The organism is Ruegeria sp. SAZD013, from assembly GCF_059612525.1.
Window position 1 is genome coordinate 618961 of sequence record NZ_JBXWQT010000020.1, and the last position, 17421, is coordinate 636381.

A 17421-nucleotide genomic window follows, 5' to 3' on the forward strand; every position below is an offset into this window, starting at 1 on the left:
TCTACGCATAGGAACAACAAAACGACGCGCAACAAGCCTGTAGAACCATCAACTGCCTATTTTTTAATCACATGACCATAGGTGATTGCCTCTGCAATCACCGCCGCCTAAACAAACGCAACAAAATGGAGGGCGCGCGGCATGACCACAGCTGCCATCATAGTCGCCGCAGGCCGCGGCCTACGCGCAGGGGGCGATGTCCCAAAACAGTGGCGCAGCCTTGCAGGACGCCGCGTGGCAGACTGGACAATCGATCGGTTCCGCGGACAGGTCGCCCATATCGTTCTGGTCTTATCCGACGAAGACACTCAGGTCTGGGAGGAGTTTCGTGATACCGATCTGATCCTCGCCTCGGGCGGCACAGATCGCACGGGTTCTGTGCGCAACGGTTTGAAGGCCCTGGCGCACCTCGACGTGAAGCGCGTCCTGATTCATGACGTTGCCAGACCCTGCGTTTCGTTGCGCACCATTCAGGACGTCTTGAACGCATTGGATGCACATCAGGCCGCCGCCCCCGGACTGGCGGTGACTGACGCCTTGTGGATAGGACAAGGCGGGGCCGTGACTGGCACACAAGACCGCAGCAACCTGTTTGCGGCGCAAACACCGCAAGGCTTTCACTATGACACCATCACCGCCGCCCATGCGGCGCATCCGGGCGGTGCTGCTGATGATGTTGAGGTTGCACGCGCTGCGGGGGTAGATGTCTGCATCGTACCGGGCGATGCGGACAACCTGAAGATCACCCGCCCCGAGGATTTTGCCCGGGCGGAACGTATCATGGGAATGGATATGGATGTAAGACTTGGCAACGGCTATGACGTGCACCGATTTGGCGACGGGGATCATGTTGTCCTTTGCGGTGTAAAGGTTCCCCATGATCGCGGGTTGCAGGGGCACTCGGATGCAGATGTCGGGATGCATGCTGTAACCGACGCGATTTATGGCGCATTGGCGCAAGGCGATATCGGGCAGCACTTCCCGCCCTCGGATCCACAATGGAAAGGTGCCGCCAGCAAGATCTTTCTGCGTCACGCGGTCGAATTGGCCGGACAGATGGGATATCGCATCTCGAACGTGGATTGCACGCTGGTCTGTGAATATCCGAAGATTGGCCCTCACGCCGCTGCCATGCGAGAAGAAATGTCCAAAATCATGGGCTTGTGCGTCGATCAGATCTCGGTCAAGGCCACCACGTCCGAGCGTCTGGGCTTCACCGGTCGCAGTGAAGGCATCGCATCGCTTGCGACGGCCTGTCTGGTGAAATCATGAACGCGGCGCAGTTGATTGGCACCGTTGGCGGCATCGGATATATACGCCCTGCCCCCGGCACCTGGGGTTCGCTGGCCGCGCTGCCGATGGCTTGGGTCCTGCACACGCTGGGCGGATTCCCATTGCTGGCAATCGCAACGCTCGTGGTGTTCGCAGGCGGCCTGTGGGCCACGCGCGTGATGACCGACGGTCAGGACGATCACGACCCGTCGGAAATCGTCATTGATGAAGTTGCGGGCCAGTTCATTGCACTCTGGGCGATCTCATATCCGTCCTGGGCGCATGGGATCGACATTTCCGCCCTCTGGCCCGGCTGGGTTGCCGGGTTCGCCCTGTTTCGCCTGTTCGACATCACCAAACCCGGCCCCGTCGGTTGGGCAGATCGTCGCGGCGATCCTATTGGAGTGATGCTGGACGACGTGATTGCGGGTATTTTCGCAGCCGTTGGCGTGATGGTTCTGGCAGGCATCGCGCACGGGGTTCTGGGCCTATGAACGTGCCCGACCTGCTGAACCGCGCCAAGGCGCAGGGCGTTGTGATCGCGACAGCGGAAAGCTGCACCGGCGGTATGGTCGCTGCGGCCCTGACGGATATACCCGGTAGTTCGGCCGTCGTGGATCGGGGTTTTGTTACCTATACCAACAGGGCCAAACAGGACATGCTGGGTGTGCTGGCAGAAACCCTGCAGGCTTTCGGCGCAGTGTCCGAGCAGGTCGCTCGCGAAATGGCCGAAGGCGCATTGCGCAACTCACAAGCGCAGCTTGCCGTCGCGATTACCGGCATTGCCGGGCCGGGCGGGTCTGAGTTCAAACCCGAAGGGCGCGTATGTTTCGGACTGGCAAGAGAAGGCCGGGAAACCCAAACCGAAACGATTGAGTTTGGCGCGCAAGGGCGGGATGCGGTGCGCCGCGCCGCGCGGGATCATGCGCTGGCGTTGCTTCTGACTGGCCTTTCATAACGCGCACGATTTTTGGGCATTATCTGCCCATAGCCGCCAAAACTGTCATCACTTGAACAAAAGGCGACAAAATAGGCGACCAATTTGGGTGTTGCCTCTTTTTTCCTCACCTGCCCTCCGCTTCAAGGCTCTGCACATACACTCACTCGACCCCGGAGCGTTGTCAGATGACCTGCCCGGGAAACCATGCAGGGAAAAGGAGAGCGGCCCATGAATGGAGCCGATACAGCCTGGATCATAGTTGCTACAGCACTGGTCCTTTTCATGACATTGCCGGGGCTGGCCTTGTTTTATGGCGGGCTCGTACGTGCCCGAAACGTGCTCAGCGTTTTTATGCATTGCTTTGCCATTGCCTGTTTGATGAGCATTCTGTGGCTGGTGGCCGGGTACTCCATCGCCTTTGGGCCCGGTGAAAGTGGGATTTGGGGTGGTTTGGGCAAGGCTTTCCTCAACGGTGTTGATGTGGACAGCCTTGCTGGCACTCTACCGGAAATCCTGTTCTTTGCCTTTCAGATGACCTTTGCCATCATCACCCCGGCCCTGATCGTGGGCGCATATGTCGAACGGGTAGGCTTTGGCTTTGTACTGACCTTCTCGGCGCTATGGATGCTGCTGTGCTATGCGCCGGTGGTTCACTGGATCTGGGGCGGTGGAATGCTGGCCGATGGTGGTATTTTGGGCGACATTGGCGTGCGTGATTTCGCAGGTGGTATCGTTGTGCACGAAACCGCTGGTCTGGCAGCCCTGATCATCGCCGTCATCCTTGGCCCGCGCCGCAACCGCACGACCCCGCCGCATAATCCCGGCTATGTCATGGTGGGCGCCGCGATGCTGTGGGTCGGCTGGTTCGGCTTTAATGGCGGCTCGCAACTGGCCGCGGACGGAGGTGCTGCGATGGCGATGACCGTTACCCACCTGTCCGCCGCTACTGCCTCGTTGACATGGGCGCTTTGGGAACGCATCCGATTTGGCAAAGCCTCGATGGTGGGTCTTGTTACCGGAACAATTGCAGGTCTGGCCTCGATCACGCCCGCTTCGGGTTTTGTGGGTCCGGTTCAGGCCCTCATCATCGGTGCTGTTGCGGGCATTCTGTGTCAGGAAGCCGTCAGTCTGGTGCGCAACAAGCTGAATATCGACGACACGCTGGACGTGTTCGCGGTACATGGCGTCGGAGGCATCTTCGGCACCATCATGATCGCCCTGTTTGGCCTTGGCACATGGACCGCCCAGTTGGGTGGGCTGGTTATCGTGGGTGCCTTCACGGCAGTTGTCACGTTTGTGTTGGTCAAACTGGTTGCACAGATCACACCACTTCGCGTAAACGCCGAGACCGAGACAAATGGCCTCGACCTCTCGGTACATGGTGAACGGGCCTACGACATGAGCAGCTAAGCCCACCTTGGCTGCCTGTCGCCCGCAAGGGCAAAAGCGGACCTGTCATGGGTCCGCTTTTCTTGTTTTCGCGTCTTGTCCACTTACGACACACCCAAACCACCCTGAACCTTCAGGGCAAAAAATCAGCCTGACGCAGAATGCGCGTTGGTTCCTTTTGGTATAACGATCCGGCATTCCAAACCGCCTAGAAAACCGGATGCCCCCAGTTCAATCCGGCAGTCATAAGCCTTCAGCAGATCAACCGCTATAGCCAGCCCAAGGCCGCTGCCCGAGACAGAAGTATCCAGCCTTCCCCCGGAACGTAGCGCCTCGCGGTGAGCGTCCTGAGGAATTCCCGGGCCATCGTCGTCAATCACAACTTCGATCCCGTTCTGGGTCCTCTTAGCCGTCAAACGGACCTTGTGTTTGCACCATTTGACAGCGTTATCCAGCAGGTTGCCCAAAACTTCTTCGATATCCTGCGCGTCCATACGCACCCAAAGACCCGGGTCGCGCTCAATTTTCAATGACTTTCCATCGCGCTCGGCCATGGTCGTGAACAGCCGCGCCAGTCGATCAATCGAATGAGACAGATCAGTACGAGAATGGGTCAAGTCTGCAGTGTTCAGCGCCCGCATTCTGGCCAAAGACCGGCCCAGTTGCGCGTCAATGCGGTCGAGAGCTTCCACAGCAGTATCCGTAGAACCTCCCGCTTCGGACAACAGCACCAGTTCATTGCGCATGATCGCAGTAGGTGTTTTCAGGGCATGAGCCAAATCTGCCGCCTGACGACGTGATCCTGATACGATTTCCCGATTTCGGCGCAAGAGCTGGTTCAAATCCTCGACCAGAGGAGACACCTCTTCTGGATAATCGCCTGGTCTAAGGTCTTCGTCCCGTTCCCAACGGTGCGCCACATCCGACCGCAGCTTTCTGAGTGGCGTCAGGATGATTGACGTCAGCAGTAGCGATCCAACGACACCGATCAGACCGACCAGCGCAAAAACCGGAAGCAGGTTTTGTTGTGCAGCGCGACGTTCCGCGACAAGCTGGGCCTGACTTTCGGCAACGCTTACCCCCCAGACCGTACCATCCTCATAAGTAATTTTCTGAAAGGCTCCTCGTAAAGCTTCGCTTTCCGGACCGGGCGTGTTCCAAAGCGTCGTTACATCAGGGTTACCGGGGGGGTCGGCAATGACTTCGTCGAACAGGGAAGCCGACGTAAAGATCTCGCCTTCGCTGTTGCTGACTTGCCAGTATCTGCCGGAATACGGTGTGCCATAGGCTGGATCGAACATCAGATCCCGCAGCGCATCCGGATCATGGGTCGTAACGCTCAACCCAACGACCAGTTGCGTGTGACGATCAAGTAGTGCGGTATCAAACCTGTCTGAAACGCGAGCATTAATGAACGAGAACACGGCCAGCGTACCGACACCCACTGAAAGGGCACCCGACGCGATCCCCCCCAGTAGAGCCCGTTGACGCAGGGATAACATCAGGCAGAGTCGATCATATATCCGCGGCCCCTAATCGTTGTGATCAGATCAGGGCCAAGTTTTTTGCGCAGACGGGTTATGAAGACGGCGATGGTGTTCGAGTCCCTGTCTCCATCGTATTCGTAGATATGCTCTGACAGTTCGGTCCTTGAGATCATACGCCCAATATTATGGGCCAGATACGTGAGAACAGCCAGCTCCTGGGCGGTCAGGTCGATGGGCACGCCATCCGCCGTCACACGCCCGTTGCGGGTATCCAGCACAACATTTCCCATTTCAACGACGGGATTCAACTGGCCGCTCTGCCGCCGCAGGATGGCACGGACCCGCGCTGCCAGTTCGGGCATATGGAACGGCTTGGTCATGTAGTCGTCCGCGCCTGCGTCCAACCCGTCGACCCTTTCGCTCCAGCCATCGCGGGCCGTGAGGATCAGCACAGGTGTCTTGATACCCGCACTGCGCCATTCCCGTAGAACTGAAATGCCATCACGTTCCGGCAATCCAATATCGAGGATGATCATGTCATAAGGTTCTGTTGCGCCCAGATGCAAAGCTTCCAGGCCGCTGTTCACAATGTCTACGACCCGACCTTCAGCGTTCAACAGTTTCTTGATCTGCTCGCAAAGGTGCGGTTCGTCTTCTGCCAGTAAGACTCTCATACTTAGGAATTATAGGCGTGCGTATGGCAGTTTAACCATTACTTTTTACCACCACCGTTTCCGCCAGAATTGCCGCCGCCATTTCCACCAGAGTTGCCACCACCGTTGCCTCCGGAATTGCCGCCACCGTTACCTCCGGAATTGCCTCCACCATTGCCGCCAGAATTGCCGTGACCGCCACCGCTGTTCCCACGGTTGCCGCTTTGACCCCCGTTTGCGTTGGCAGAAGACTTGCCTTGAGATTTCGCATTGGCCGAGTTTCCGTGCGCAGATTTCGCCGCTTCTGTGATTTGTTTGCCGATCGTGGACCTGTTGGAAACGACGACGCCGGTTTTTGCGTTAACAATAACACTAACAATCTTCCCGTTCGGTTTTTTGACCAGCACGCGGTAGTAAACTTTGTCGGCCTGAAAAGCACGCGCATCAATGGGCGTTCCGCCAAAGACCTGCTCGACGCCTTTGATGACGTCCTGAAGACGGATAGCGTTGCCAGTGGTTGTCGCTTTGCGCAGCTCCGCCTGCTTCAGCTCACGAACGGCTGCATCGCCTTCTCCGGGCTGGAGAACGGCAACAAGAAACAAGATGGTCAAGAGCTTCTTCATCTTCGGCACTCTTTACTGCGCAACCACCTTAACAATCTACCGATTTCAACATGAACTGGCGATGAACGACCAGTTTGGCGTGGGTTCAATGATGATCGGTTTAGTTAGCACCTGTCAGATATTGATTCCGGCTAGCGGTTTTTCGTGTGTGCTGACCGCGAAATACTCTGCCGGCCCAAATGAAACTCGCGTTCGACCTACGAGGATCGCTATGAAAACCAATTTGACCGGCGTGCTGAAGGCCTCCGCTCTCGCAATCGCAATGTTGGGCTCCACTGCTATCGTGGCGGCAGTTGCCCTTCCAGATGTGGCCTACGCCAAAGACGGCAATGGCAACGGTGGAGGCAATGGTGGCGGTAAAGGAAACGGCGGCGGTAATGGAAACAGCGACAACGCCGGAAATGGCAAAGGCAACGGCGGTGGTAATGGGGCGACCAAAAGTGGTGGTTCAAAATCCGCCGGTAAGTCGGGGCGCACAACCTCTGGCGCAAAGGGTTCGAAGTCAAAATCCTCGAAGGGAAAATCGTTCTCTTTGAAAGAGCTGTTTACCGGTAAGAAGTCCAAGAAAACTCAGACCAAGACCGCACCGGCCGCGCACGCGACAAAATCCAAGGTTCAGGTCGAGGAAACGGACCTGACCGATTCCCATAAGAAGGGGAATAAACTGGCTGCCGTACTGGGTGTCCACCCTTCAGAACTGGGTGCACTGAACGCAGCCAACGCAAGTGAGAAGGCCCTTCAGAACGCTGCACCGAATTCGCGCGTCGGTCGCATTGCAACCTATCGCGATACGGTTCTGGCTGGCGACAGCATCCGAGCTGAACTTGCCGAAAAACAAGACCTTCTGGATGATATGACCCCGCCGGATCGCTCCAGCGCCGAAATCAATGACGACCTTGAGGAAGCGCTGGCCGATGTTCAGGAAAAGCAGGACATCGTCGATGATCTCGAACAGCAGCTGGCAGACGCGGGAGGCACCGATCCTGATATCGAGGACGCTCTTCAGGACGCAAACGATGATCTGCAGGCTTCCAAAGATACCGCTGACAGCCTGAATGCCGAAAAACAGGCAGCCTTGGAATATGAGGAAGCCGTGCAAGACGTCGAAGACCTGACTGACGCCGTTGAGCAGCAGTCACTCGATGAGCGCGCGGCATTGGAAGACGCTGCGAACAAACCCGTCACCGACGAGGTCGAGGCTGCTGTAAAGGCAATGCTCGGACTGGATAGCTAACAGCTTTTGCCTTCATTCTTATGAAGTGGGCAAAAGACCGGGCCAGCTAAGTGATTACCAGCCGTTTGGCTGGCCCGACTTTCTCGTAAAGATCCTGACCGCCAGGTTGTATTGCGCGCATGCCCTACGCAAGTTGGCAAAGGTTACTGAGAAAAAATATAGCCCGCTCCAATTCGGAGCGGGCTTTATCGTTCCCTGATCATGTTGATCTGGAAATCTATCGGACGTTCTGATCTTCAGAAGTCCCGGTTCGCCTCTTCAAGTCGCTTGTTATTTACGATTTCTGTCAGTGCATTTTCGATAGGAGGGAAGCGACTGCTGCTCGAATTTGTATTGCTTGAAACTTCGCCATTCATGACGGGATTATGGGGTTGCATTGTCGCACATGCATACGGCGCAACCTCAATAGCAGTCTTGATCATGCTGTTCCCCTTCCATTCAACCGGACGTGGTTTGCCCGGCCTGTGCGATTAGTATGCCCCGAACCAGTTGAACACTCAGAGAATACATTGTTCACATTATGTTAATGTTGTCGCGAAATCATGAACAAAGACTAAGCCGTTAACAAAAAAGAATAATTCCTTCTATTGTATCTGCGATCAAGTGGGACGAACAGAAAAATCAGGCGAACTCCCCCTACTCCGTAGGGTTGTTTCCCCGCACGAAAGTGGCAGATCGTCAAAGCGAACGAGTCAGATTCCCTACACCGCAATAGAGGGCAAAATTGCGGCCGAAAAAAAGAAACTTACAAAACAGCCGACGAAATTACGACACAGTTCAGCAGTTGTTCGACCGGCGTGGCACGACAAAAGGTAAGACCATGACGGCGGATAGATCCAAAAAAAAGATCAAGGAAAGGTCTTCAGACCGTCCTGGTAGCAATCCATTCGGTTCGCTAACCCGCGATCTGAGCAAAACCCCTGTCAGCATCAACGCTTCGGTTCAATAGATGCAAAAGCTCGATCTGGCTCGTTGCCCCTGTCTTGGAAAATATGGAACTTAAGTGCGAACGAACCGTCGTCGGGCCAATGGACAAAGTCTCCGAGATTGTCTTCACTGTCATTCCCTCTTTCATCATCGCACATACCCGAAACTCGCATCTGCTGAGTTCGGCTGGGTTATTTGGATCAAGGATTGGAACGAAGCGATTGTTGCTGTCGTATCTGGACCGGTGACCCCGAAGAACTTCGGAATTGGCAGCAACCGTTCCGGGTAAGCGTTTACTCCAGCCAGATGAAAGTGTTGGAGCCAGCGCACTTATCAGATCAAGTTCGAAGGTCTGCGGGCGAATACTGTAATGAAGCTCGATGTAATCGACCTGCGCCCCGGCTACGTCCAGCGGAATCAGGATAACCTCCACCAGCCCTTCAGGCTTTTGAGGCCGATAATGGGACATTGGTGATGCGTCGGAAAACACCAGGTCTGATAGTTTCCAGACTGAACCCGCTCTTGCAGTTGATATACACTCCCCAATAACCAGTTCGGCCTGCGTTTGCGGCTGTGAAGGCCAGATTTTTCCCAGCTGAACACAACAGCGCGCAATGTGCTTTGCCTTCCAACCTTTTTTCTGCGTTCTGACTATTAGAACCGCATCAGCATTTACCAGGCGCATTAAACAATTTACGGATCGAGACAAGGAGCCATTACCGCACAGGGCCTGAGTCCACTCCACTACAAAGTCCAGACTCTCCCTCGCCTGAGCGCTCTTTAAAAAACTAACACTCATAACAATTAACCATTCAACCAAACAGACCGACCAAACAAACAGGTTCGGATTACAACAACTAACTTGTGCCCCTTACGCAGCCACAGCAACCGGAATTATCTGGCTTGTCTGCGCGGAAAGTTTTCAAACAAATACTACTACAAAACTTTATCTATCTGTTTTTAATGTGTTTTTATGAACCATATCACCAACAATCGGCACGGGACCAATCCGCGATTGCCTGACCGTTCAGTAAAAATCAACAACCATCCTGCTCACAATTGCGACCCGACTCAATTCATTGTTTCGAAAAAAGGCGATTCGCCGTATGTTAATAGGTTGTTAATGCAGGGTTAAAAGTAATCTCCCATAGAATTTATTACTTTAAAATCTTTCAATCTTTGATTGTATTTCAGTTACCTTTGAAGGAGGTCACGCATCTCCTGCGATTCTATTCTGATTCCCGAGCTAATGCATTTTCGCCTGGCTTGCGCTCAAGAATATGGAGCGCTGAAAACGTCTAACCTATTTGGGGGAAATAATGACTAAATTCATGAAGAAGTTTGTTAAGAATGAAAGCGGTGCAGCAATTGTCGAATATGGCCTGGCTCTTTTGGTCGTGGCGTCGATTGCAGTTGGCGCATTCTCGTACCTGGGCACCACCACCAACACAAACGTGACTGGTGCATGCGCTGCTCTGGGTAGCGCGACCTGCTGACCCAAACACACTTACCAAAATACTGAACTCTGCGCCGCCGTGCCACTGTTGCGGCGCAGAGTTCACCGCCAGGAATTTCGCGAAAGCAAGACGACCGAAGTTCCATATTTCAGAACGTAATTGTTGGAGAGAGTGATGCGTATCAGGCCAATCATTTCTACACTGTTTGGAATTGCGATAGCGTCCGGTTCCGTTTACCTGGCGAAAGATCACATTCAGTTTAAGACAAGCACTGCCGGTGTCTCGCCAGATGCCGATCTGGTTGAGATCTATGTGGCCCGATCAGAAATTGCTTTTGGTCAAACGATCGAAGCGCACGACGTCACAATTCATCCCTGGCCGCGCGAGGCGCTCCCGGCCGGAGTTTTCACGGATATTGATGTACTTGTTCCAAACAATCGCCGTCAGCTGCGGCGCGCCAAGGGCCGGTTCTATCCCGGCGAAGTAATGCTTCTTTCCAAGGTTTCGAACTTTGGTGAAAAAGTCACCCTAGTTCAAAAGTTGGGGGAAAACACACGCGCCATGGCAATCGAGGTCGATGCTGTAACGGCCGTGGGCGGTTTTGTTACCCCGGGCGATCACGTTGATATCGTCTTGACCCAAGGTGCCAAGCATGACCTGCGCGCGGTCACCATCTTGCAGAATATTCGCGTCATTGGCGTAGACCAGCAGTCGGAAGAATTAAGCGATCAGCCTGAGGTCGCCCGCACGATCACAGTGGAAGTGACCCCGCAGCAAGGTCAACGTCTGGCCCTGGCTCAAAAGGCCGGAACCCTGAGCCTTACACTGCGCACCCTGGACAGCGTCGAGGATGAGCCCATGGAGATGGTTCGCCTGCGCGATCTGCTGCAGGAGGAAGGACCTGCAGAAAAGGTTGATATTCAACCCACTGTAAAGCTGCGCCGGGGAACCGAGACCGAGGTTGTGACCATCCAGCGGCAACAGGAAGAAGCGGAACAGGAAACAGAAGCCGCGCCCGCCGCCAAATTGCAACCTGATACCCCAAAAGATGCGCACCTTGCGCCGGCGTCCGCGATGCCGCGCGTCAAACCCCGCATTCGCCCAATCACAGTCAGTCAGACACCTGGTCAATAAGTTCAGCCATGCGAGCACATGCAATCATATCCGCATTCGCCCAAGAGGAGAACGGCACCGTCGCGATCCTGTGGGGCACAGCTTTGGTCGCATTCCTCGGGTTCTTTGCGATCACGCTGGACGTTGGCCGGTTGAATTCGACACATGCAGAGCTGCAGTCATTTGCCGACAACGTGGCTTTGGCCGCAGCGGGAGAGTTGGACGGCCAACCAGACGCGATTACACGCGCCACAAATGCAGCAGCAAATCTTGTCAGCGACAGCCAGACCTTCGCGAACGGGGCAACCACGCTTTCAGGATCGTCGGATTATACCCTCTTGTTTCACTCGGCGCTTCCGGCATCGGATCTGACCCCGCTTGGCGCAGATATTACAACTGATCCACGGAAGGCCAGGTTCGCGCAAGTCGTGTTGACACCCAAATCCCTGACGATGAGCCTGGCTTCGGCGCTGGACAAAATGCTTGGTGGGGCTGGGTTTTCTGCTGCCAGCGTTTCAGCCGAGGCAGTGGCCGGATACTCGAAAGCGGCGTGCGATATCTCACCCCTGATGTTCTGCCTGCCCCCGAATTGGGAATCCACTTTGACTGTGGGCGACCAGATCCTGTTGCGCAGCGGCGGCAACGGAACGGCCTGGGGACCGGGTAACTTCGGCTTTATTGATCTGGCGAATTTCCAAGACAGCTCGGGTGTGTGTGCCGACGAAGGGGGCAATAAACTGGCCTGTCTGATCGCGGCGCAAAGCCAGATCACCCAATGTGTTCTGACCAATGGTCTGAACACCGAACCCGGCCAGAAAAACGGCATTACCAATGCTGCATTCAACGTCCGCTTTGACATCTACCGCTCGGTTCTCAACGGTGAGAAAAACAACATCGATTTCGCGCCCGCACCAAATGTGATCAAGGGGATTGAAAGCAACGGTGGCGGCGCTTGCATTCAGGGAAATGAACAGACGACCCCTGATACAACTGGTCTGGGGCGCGACCTGTGCATGACTGCGGGCACATGCGGCGGAAACAACCGTTTCGGCGACGGCAACTGGGATCGAACCGGATACCTTAATCGAAACCACGATCTGGCAGATGGGATTGCCGACGGCATAGGCAGCGACTCGCATCTGCCCGCGCTGTCCGGGTCGGATACCGTTTTCGCCGGGACGCGGTACGGAATGTATCTGAGGGAAATAGCCTACGGAAATACAAACCCTCACGCGCCGCCGAACGCAAACTCCATTCTGGACCCTTCGCTTGCTGAAACCGGACGCCCGATGTGTTCCAGCCAGATGTCCGAAGACCCGGCGCGGCGCGTTGTTACGGCTGCTGGTGTTGATTGCGCGCAAAACCCGGTTTCCGGTTCGACTACCGGAGTTCCAGTCACAAAATTTGTTGCCGTGTTCCTGACTGAACCGGTGGGTGATGACGGCGGCTCGCCCCCCAGTTTCGACATCCACGGAGAGGTCGTCGGTTTCCCCGATGTGACCGGTGTTGGCAGCGGCGGCAACGGGTTCGGCGGCATCTTTCGCGACGTCGTACAGTTGTATCGATAGGGGCAGAGTGTTCATGTGTATTCGCCTCAGATCCCCTTTCAAACGCTTCGCCAAAAACGAAGATGGCGCGATCCTTGTCGAGTTTGGCCTTGTCATGCCGATTATGCTGCTGCTGTTGGCGGTAACCCTGGAATCCGCACGCCTTATGTGGTCGTACCAGTCGGTCATTGCCGGGGTCCGGGATGCCAGCCGATACATGTCGCGCGTCACGCCCTCGGATATCTGTTCGTCTGGCGGAACAGTCGCGGGGCTCAGCACAACTCTGAAAGGGATTGTCGAGCGTGACATTCACGGCAACAGCCTGTTTCCGCCCAGCATAACCGTCAACTCGGTAACGCCCAGCCTATCCTGCGTGTCCGGCACGTATCGCATGAACCCGGCGCCTGTCGGTCAGGTAAGCGCCAATATCACCGTTCAGTTTCCGCTAGGGGGCATTCTGAAGCTTTTCGGCAGCGGCGCGTCATCGATAACCACCGACGTCGCTGACACATCGCGGATATTTGGCCAATGACATGGTTGCGGAATAATCGCGCCACCTGGCGCCAGGTCGCGGACACGTTGCTGCGCGACCAAAATGGTGGGGTTCTTGTTGAATTTGCCGTGGTGGTGTCCCTGTTTTCCTTCCTGTTCCTGGCATTGCTGGACTTTGGTCGGCTGTCATACAGCGGAGTGAACGCGCAGAAGGCGGCACAGCTGGCGGCGCGCATCGCTGTGGTGCGCCCTGCGGCATGTCCGGGTGTTCCACAAACCCACACGCGGGGAACATCCGCGTTGTCCCCTCGCTTTGGCACCCCATGCAGTGCGTCGGCTGGCGTATGTGCCGACCCGGTAACGCCACCTTGTGCGGGTGACGCCGCCAACACCACAGCATCTGAAATCTGGGGGCGCATCAACCCGTTGCTGCCCCCCGGCACGACGATTGACGCCCTGCAGTTTTCCTATGATTTCAATTCCAATCTGGGCTTCCTGGGTGGCCCTTACACACCCATGGTCACGGTTGAGCTGAACCTGAATGATTTTCAGTTCGTGTCGCCGCTGGCCGCACTTGCAAACGCCGCAGGCGCGACCAGCAGCACAATTCCTTCAACAGCCGGGTTTTCCAATTTCAGCGTTTCGCTGCCTGCCGAAGACCTAGCATCAGGAGAGTCAGGTTAATGGTTAAGAACGTTTCTAGTCTCAATTCACATTCCGTCATGCTTGTATCTGAAAGCGAAACCGTCGCTCAGGTGGTCGCCAATGCCTTTCCCGCCGGTCAAAACAACGAAATCTCCGAGAATGCGGGTTCGTTCAAAGCGTTGAACGGTACGGCGCGCAATCTGGCATTCAAGCATGACCTGGTTATTTTCGAAATCGACCCCTGCGACGCGGGCGAGGTTCTGGCCGTCAAAGACCTCCTGACCCATCGGCAAGATGACACCTTATTTGTCGCGCTGACGCAGAATGACGTTTCGATCTCGGTCGCCCGCGAGTTGCGGAAAATCGGCATCGACGAAGTTCTGCCCCTGTCCATTGATGAGGATGGGCTGAAAGCTGCGGTAGCAGAAAAAATCTCCTCCCGATCACTTCCGCAGGGATTCATTCAAAATGGTCCCTCTGCCCTTGGCACCGTCATTCCGGTTGCAAAATCCCGCGGTGGGATCGGAGCGTCAACGGTCGCGGTAAACCTTGCCTGCTCGCTGGTGGGCGGGAAAGGATCCTTCCTGAGGAAAAAGGCGAAAAACCGCGTCGCGCTTCTGGATTTTGATCTGCAATTCGGAAACGCGAACGTGTTTCTCGATCTTGAAGATAACGGGGGATGCCTCCAACTCATCGAAAATCAGGAAGAGCCGGATGATCATTTCCTGACGTCGATCCTTCAGAACCACGCGCTCGGTATTGATGTGTTGTGCGCGCCCGCGCCGTTGGTTCCGCTTCAGTCCATACGACCGGGCCTGATCGAAGGGATGCTCGACCTGCTTCAGCGCCGGTACGATTATGTTGTCATCGACCTGCCCTGTGCCGTTGTGGAATGGGTCGAACCCATTTTCAAACGCGCGAACCAACTGGCGCTGGTAACTGACACCACGGTTCCATGCGTTCGCCAGACCCGGCGCCTGATCGATTTCTATCGCGAGGCGAACGTGGCCCTGCCGGTCGAGGTTGTCGTGAACCGCGAGCGGAAGACGTTGATCAAACCTGCACATGTTCGCGAGGCTGAAAAGGTGCTGGAAACGAAACTGAAGCACTGGCTGCCGGACAATCCCAAGATTGCGCGAAACGCGGTCGATCTGGGACGACCGATTGTGGACATGAAGCCGCATTCGGACCTTGGCAAGGCCCTGACGAAACTGGCTGCGTCCATGTCCGAAGGCACCCGGCCAGCCGCACAAAAAACTGTATAATGGGAGATCGCCGTGTTTAACGAGTACAAATCACGCCGGGCCGCGTCCAAGTCGAATGTGTTGGTTCTGGAACGGCCAATCGAGGTACCAAAATCCAAGGCAACACCAGAACCGGTGGACGTTGACCTGCAAGCGCATCTGGAGCTTAAAAGTCGCCTGCACAGCGAGCTTCTCGACCGTCTGAACCTGTCCGTGATCGACAAGGTCGAACGATCCGAACTGAAACGTCAGATCGCTGCGCTGGTTACCGGGCTGATCGAGGCCGAACGCCTTCATTTACGGTCCGAGGCATTTACAGCCCTTGTTGATGAACTCATTCACGAAGTGATGGGTCTGGGCCCTCTGGAACCTCTTCTGGAAGACCCGACCATCAACGACATTCTCGTCAACTCTTATGATCAGGTCTACGTGGAACGCTTTGGCCTGCTCGAGCAATCGTCCGTGCGCTTTCGCGACGAACGCCATCTGCTTCGGATCATTGACAAAATCGTCAGCCGAGTCGGCCGTCGTATCGATGAATCCCAGCCATGGGTCGATGCGCGTCTGGAAGACGGAAGCCGGGTCAACGCGATTATTCGCCCGTGTTCAGTTGATGGACCGGCGTTGTCGATCCGCAAATTCTCGCGCAATCCCCTGACCATCGACAAGCTGGTCCAGCGGGACAGCATGAACGAACAGGCAGCCAAGCTACTGGCTGCGCTGGTCGAAGCCAGGCTGAACATTCTGATTTCGGGCGGTACCGGTTCCGGCAAGACAACAATGCTGAACGCCGTTTCATCCTTTATCGACGGCAAGCAGCGTATCGTGACAATCGAAGATGCGGCCGAACTTCAGTTACAGCAAAGCCATGTCGTTCGCTTGGAAACCCGTCCCCCCAACTCGGAAGGTCAAGGGGTGATTACACAGCGGGATCTGGTGCGCAACGCACTCAGGATGCGGCCTGACCGCATTATTGTCGGCGAAGTCCGTGGTGCCGAATGCTTTGACATGCTTCAGGCCATGAATACAGGACATGACGGCTCCATGACGACCGTACATGCGAACTCGGCCCGCGATGCACTCAGCCGGGTCGAACAGATGGTGACGATGCTGGGGGCGGATTTGCCCGTCAGAACCATCCGGTCTCAAATCGCCTCGGCCATTCAGATCGTCCTGCAACTCAGCCGTCTGAGCGACGGGACACGCAGGGTCGTCAGTATTTCCGAAATCACGGGCATGGAAGACGACACGATCACGATGCAGGACATCTTTGTCTTCAAACGCCGTGGCAAGTCTGAGAATGGCGACGTTCTGGGAGAATTCCTGCCAACCGGAATACGGCCAAAATGCTTCGACCAGCTGGTAGCGGCTGGTGTTGATGTGGACACCAACATGTTTATTCACGGGGCAACGGCATCATGATTGACTTTCAGCCCAATACACTGAACATCCTGATCTATATTTCGATTTTTCTGGGAATTCTGCTCGCCTACGAAGGCGTTCACCAGCTTCTGGCGCGCAAGGAAACGCATGGCGAGGCCAGAAACCGCCGTATGAAACTGATCCAGAACGGGGCTTCGACGGATCAGGTGTTGCAGCTGCTCCGCGATCCGGCGATGCTGGCTGCTGGTGAAAAAGCCGGGCTGATTACGCGGTTTCGCCGTCTGCTTGTGCAAGCTGGTGTGGCGGTCAACCCGATTTGGGTGGTTCTCGCCGTCTCCCTTCTGGTTTTGATGATCTTTTTCGGGGCCTCCCGGTTCCTTGCCCTGGAACTGGCGGTCATTCTGAGCGCAGTTTTCGGCCTCATCAGCCCGATCATCCTGCTGGTCGCCGTGAAAGACGCCCGCGCGAAGAAACTGACGAAACAACTGCCTGACGCGTTAGACCTGATGGCCCGGGGGCTGAAAGTGGGCCACCCCGTCGCGGTGACGGTTGGAAACGTTGCCTCTGATCTACCGGATCCGATCGGGTCAGAGTTTGGCATCATCAAAGACCAGATCAACTATGGTGATGACGTCGCGACCGCCTTTCACGACTTTGCGCAACGGGTCGGAACAGAGGATGCAAAATACCTTGCCGTAAGTATCGGCATTCAGCATGGAACCGGCGGCAACCTGTCTCGCGTTCTAAGCATTCTGTCCCAGACCATCCGGGACCGGCACACGATGCAAAAGAAGATCAAGGCAATCTCTGCCGAAGGTCGCCTGAGCAGCCTTATCCTCACAATTTTGCCGGTCATCATTTATCTTTCGATCGAGGTCTCCTCTCCAACATTTTACGGCGACGTACGCAGCGATCCGCTGTTTCCGTATTTCGCCCAGGTGATCATTGGCCTGACAGTTGCCCAGGGTTTCATCCTGAAGCGACTGGTTAAATTCAGATTCTAAAAGGAATTGGG

Annotated in this window: 18 protein-coding genes; 13 read left to right on the forward strand and 5 right to left on the reverse strand. The window is 55.6% G+C overall.

Annotated features, from left to right (window positions below):
- Positions 1 to 141 precede the first annotated feature (141 nt).
- The 4 genes from AC2FLU_RS09260 to AC2FLU_RS09275 all read left to right on the forward strand — a co-directional run bounded on the left by AC2FLU_RS09260 (position 142) and on the right by AC2FLU_RS09275 (position 3622).
- Positions 142 to 1272, forward strand: coding sequence for a bifunctional 2-C-methyl-D-erythritol 4-phosphate cytidylyltransferase/2-C-methyl-D-erythritol 2,4-cyclodiphosphate synthase (locus AC2FLU_RS09260; protein WP_480624460.1), 1131 nt, complete (start codon positions 142 to 144; stop codon positions 1270 to 1272).
- Positions 1269 to 1766, forward strand: coding sequence for a phosphatidylglycerophosphatase A family protein (locus AC2FLU_RS09265; protein ID WP_480517245.1), 498 nt, complete (start codon positions 1269 to 1271; stop codon positions 1764 to 1766). The genes AC2FLU_RS09260 and AC2FLU_RS09265 overlap by 4 nt, the downstream gene beginning before the upstream one ends.
- Positions 1763 to 2230 carry a CinA family protein gene (locus AC2FLU_RS09270; protein ID WP_480517247.1) on the forward strand — a complete coding sequence of 156 codons (468 nt, stop codon included), beginning with the start codon at positions 1763 to 1765 and terminating at the stop codon, positions 2228 to 2230. The genes AC2FLU_RS09265 and AC2FLU_RS09270 overlap by 4 nt, the downstream gene beginning before the upstream one ends.
- A gap of 210 nt (positions 2231 to 2440) precedes the next feature.
- Entirely contained in the window at positions 2441 to 3622 is a 1182-nt protein-coding gene (locus AC2FLU_RS09275) for an ammonium transporter (protein ID WP_496811951.1), read from the forward strand.
- 125 nt (positions 3623 to 3747) lie between these two features.
- Here AC2FLU_RS09275 and AC2FLU_RS09280 read toward each other — a convergent pair whose 3' ends face one another.
- Genes AC2FLU_RS09280 through AC2FLU_RS09290 form a run of 3 tightly spaced genes read right to left on the reverse strand, consistent with a single transcriptional unit; the run spans position 3748 to position 6373 of the window.
- Entirely contained in the window at positions 3748 to 5103 is a 1356-nt protein-coding gene (locus tag AC2FLU_RS09280; RefSeq protein ID WP_496808752.1) for an ATP-binding protein, read from the reverse strand.
- A complete protein-coding gene (locus AC2FLU_RS09285; RefSeq protein ID WP_480473086.1) occupies positions 5103 to 5762 on the reverse strand; it encodes a response regulator transcription factor in 660 nt (219 codons plus the stop codon). Before AC2FLU_RS09285 ends, AC2FLU_RS09280 begins: the two co-directional genes overlap by 1 nt.
- 38 nt (positions 5763 to 5800) lie before the next feature.
- Entirely contained in the window at positions 5801 to 6373 is a 573-nt protein-coding gene (locus AC2FLU_RS09290) for a PepSY domain-containing protein (protein WP_496808751.1), read from the reverse strand.
- Here AC2FLU_RS09290 and AC2FLU_RS09295 point away from each other — a divergent pair.
- A complete protein-coding gene (locus AC2FLU_RS09295) occupies positions 6345 to 7598 on the forward strand; it encodes a hypothetical protein (RefSeq protein ID WP_496808750.1) in 1254 nt (417 codons plus the stop codon). The two genes, AC2FLU_RS09290 and AC2FLU_RS09295, sit on opposite strands and share 29 nt — an antisense overlap.
- Positions 7599 to 7834: 236 nt before the next feature.
- On the opposite strand, the gene AC2FLU_RS09300 is transcribed toward AC2FLU_RS09295, so the two are convergent.
- Positions 7835 to 8020, reverse strand: a complete 186-nt coding sequence (locus AC2FLU_RS09300) for a hypothetical protein (RefSeq protein WP_480473092.1) — start codon at positions 8018 to 8020, stop codon at positions 7835 to 7837.
- Between the two features lie 473 nt (positions 8021 to 8493).
- Positions 8494 to 9210 carry a helix-turn-helix transcriptional regulator gene (locus AC2FLU_RS09305; RefSeq protein WP_480517253.1) on the reverse strand — a complete coding sequence of 239 codons (717 nt, stop codon included), beginning with the start codon at positions 9208 to 9210 and terminating at the stop codon, positions 8494 to 8496.
- Positions 9211 to 9856: 646 nt separating this feature from the next.
- Between AC2FLU_RS09305 and AC2FLU_RS09310 the strand changes: the two genes are divergently transcribed.
- From AC2FLU_RS09310 to AC2FLU_RS09345, 8 genes are all read left to right on the forward strand, one after another.
- On the forward strand, positions 9857 to 10021 hold the full coding sequence (locus AC2FLU_RS09310; protein WP_267367933.1) for a Flp family type IVb pilin: 165 nt from the start codon (positions 9857 to 9859) through the stop codon (positions 10019 to 10021).
- A gap of 135 nt (positions 10022 to 10156) precedes the next feature.
- Entirely contained in the window at positions 10157 to 11116 is a 960-nt protein-coding gene (gene cpaB, locus AC2FLU_RS09315; protein WP_480553697.1) for a Flp pilus assembly protein CpaB, read from the forward strand.
- A gap of 8 nt (positions 11117 to 11124) precedes the next feature.
- On the forward strand, positions 11125 to 12663 hold the full coding sequence (locus tag AC2FLU_RS09320) for a pilus assembly protein TadG-related protein (protein WP_480493051.1): 1539 nt from the start codon (positions 11125 to 11127) through the stop codon (positions 12661 to 12663).
- Positions 12664 to 12676: 13 nt separating this feature from the next.
- Entirely contained in the window at positions 12677 to 13174 is a 498-nt protein-coding gene (locus AC2FLU_RS09325; protein WP_480517257.1) for a TadE/TadG family type IV pilus assembly protein, read from the forward strand.
- Positions 13171 to 13818, forward strand: a complete 648-nt coding sequence (locus AC2FLU_RS09330; RefSeq protein WP_480603432.1) for a TadE/TadG family type IV pilus assembly protein — start codon at positions 13171 to 13173, stop codon at positions 13816 to 13818. The genes AC2FLU_RS09325 and AC2FLU_RS09330 overlap by 4 nt, the downstream gene beginning before the upstream one ends.
- Positions 13818 to 15044, forward strand: coding sequence for a CpaE/TadZ family protein (locus AC2FLU_RS09335; protein ID WP_496715614.1), 1227 nt, complete (start codon positions 13818 to 13820; stop codon positions 15042 to 15044). Before AC2FLU_RS09330 ends, AC2FLU_RS09335 begins: the two co-directional genes overlap by 1 nt.
- A 12-nt stretch (positions 15045 to 15056) precedes the next feature.
- Positions 15057 to 16445, forward strand: coding sequence for a TadA family conjugal transfer-associated ATPase (locus AC2FLU_RS09340; protein WP_480473108.1), 1389 nt, complete (start codon positions 15057 to 15059; stop codon positions 16443 to 16445).
- Positions 16442 to 17410 carry a type II secretion system F family protein gene (locus AC2FLU_RS09345; protein WP_480473110.1) on the forward strand — a complete coding sequence of 323 codons (969 nt, stop codon included), beginning with the start codon at positions 16442 to 16444 and terminating at the stop codon, positions 17408 to 17410. Before AC2FLU_RS09340 ends, AC2FLU_RS09345 begins: the two co-directional genes overlap by 4 nt.
- The last annotated feature ends 11 nt before the right edge of the window (positions 17411 to 17421 follow it).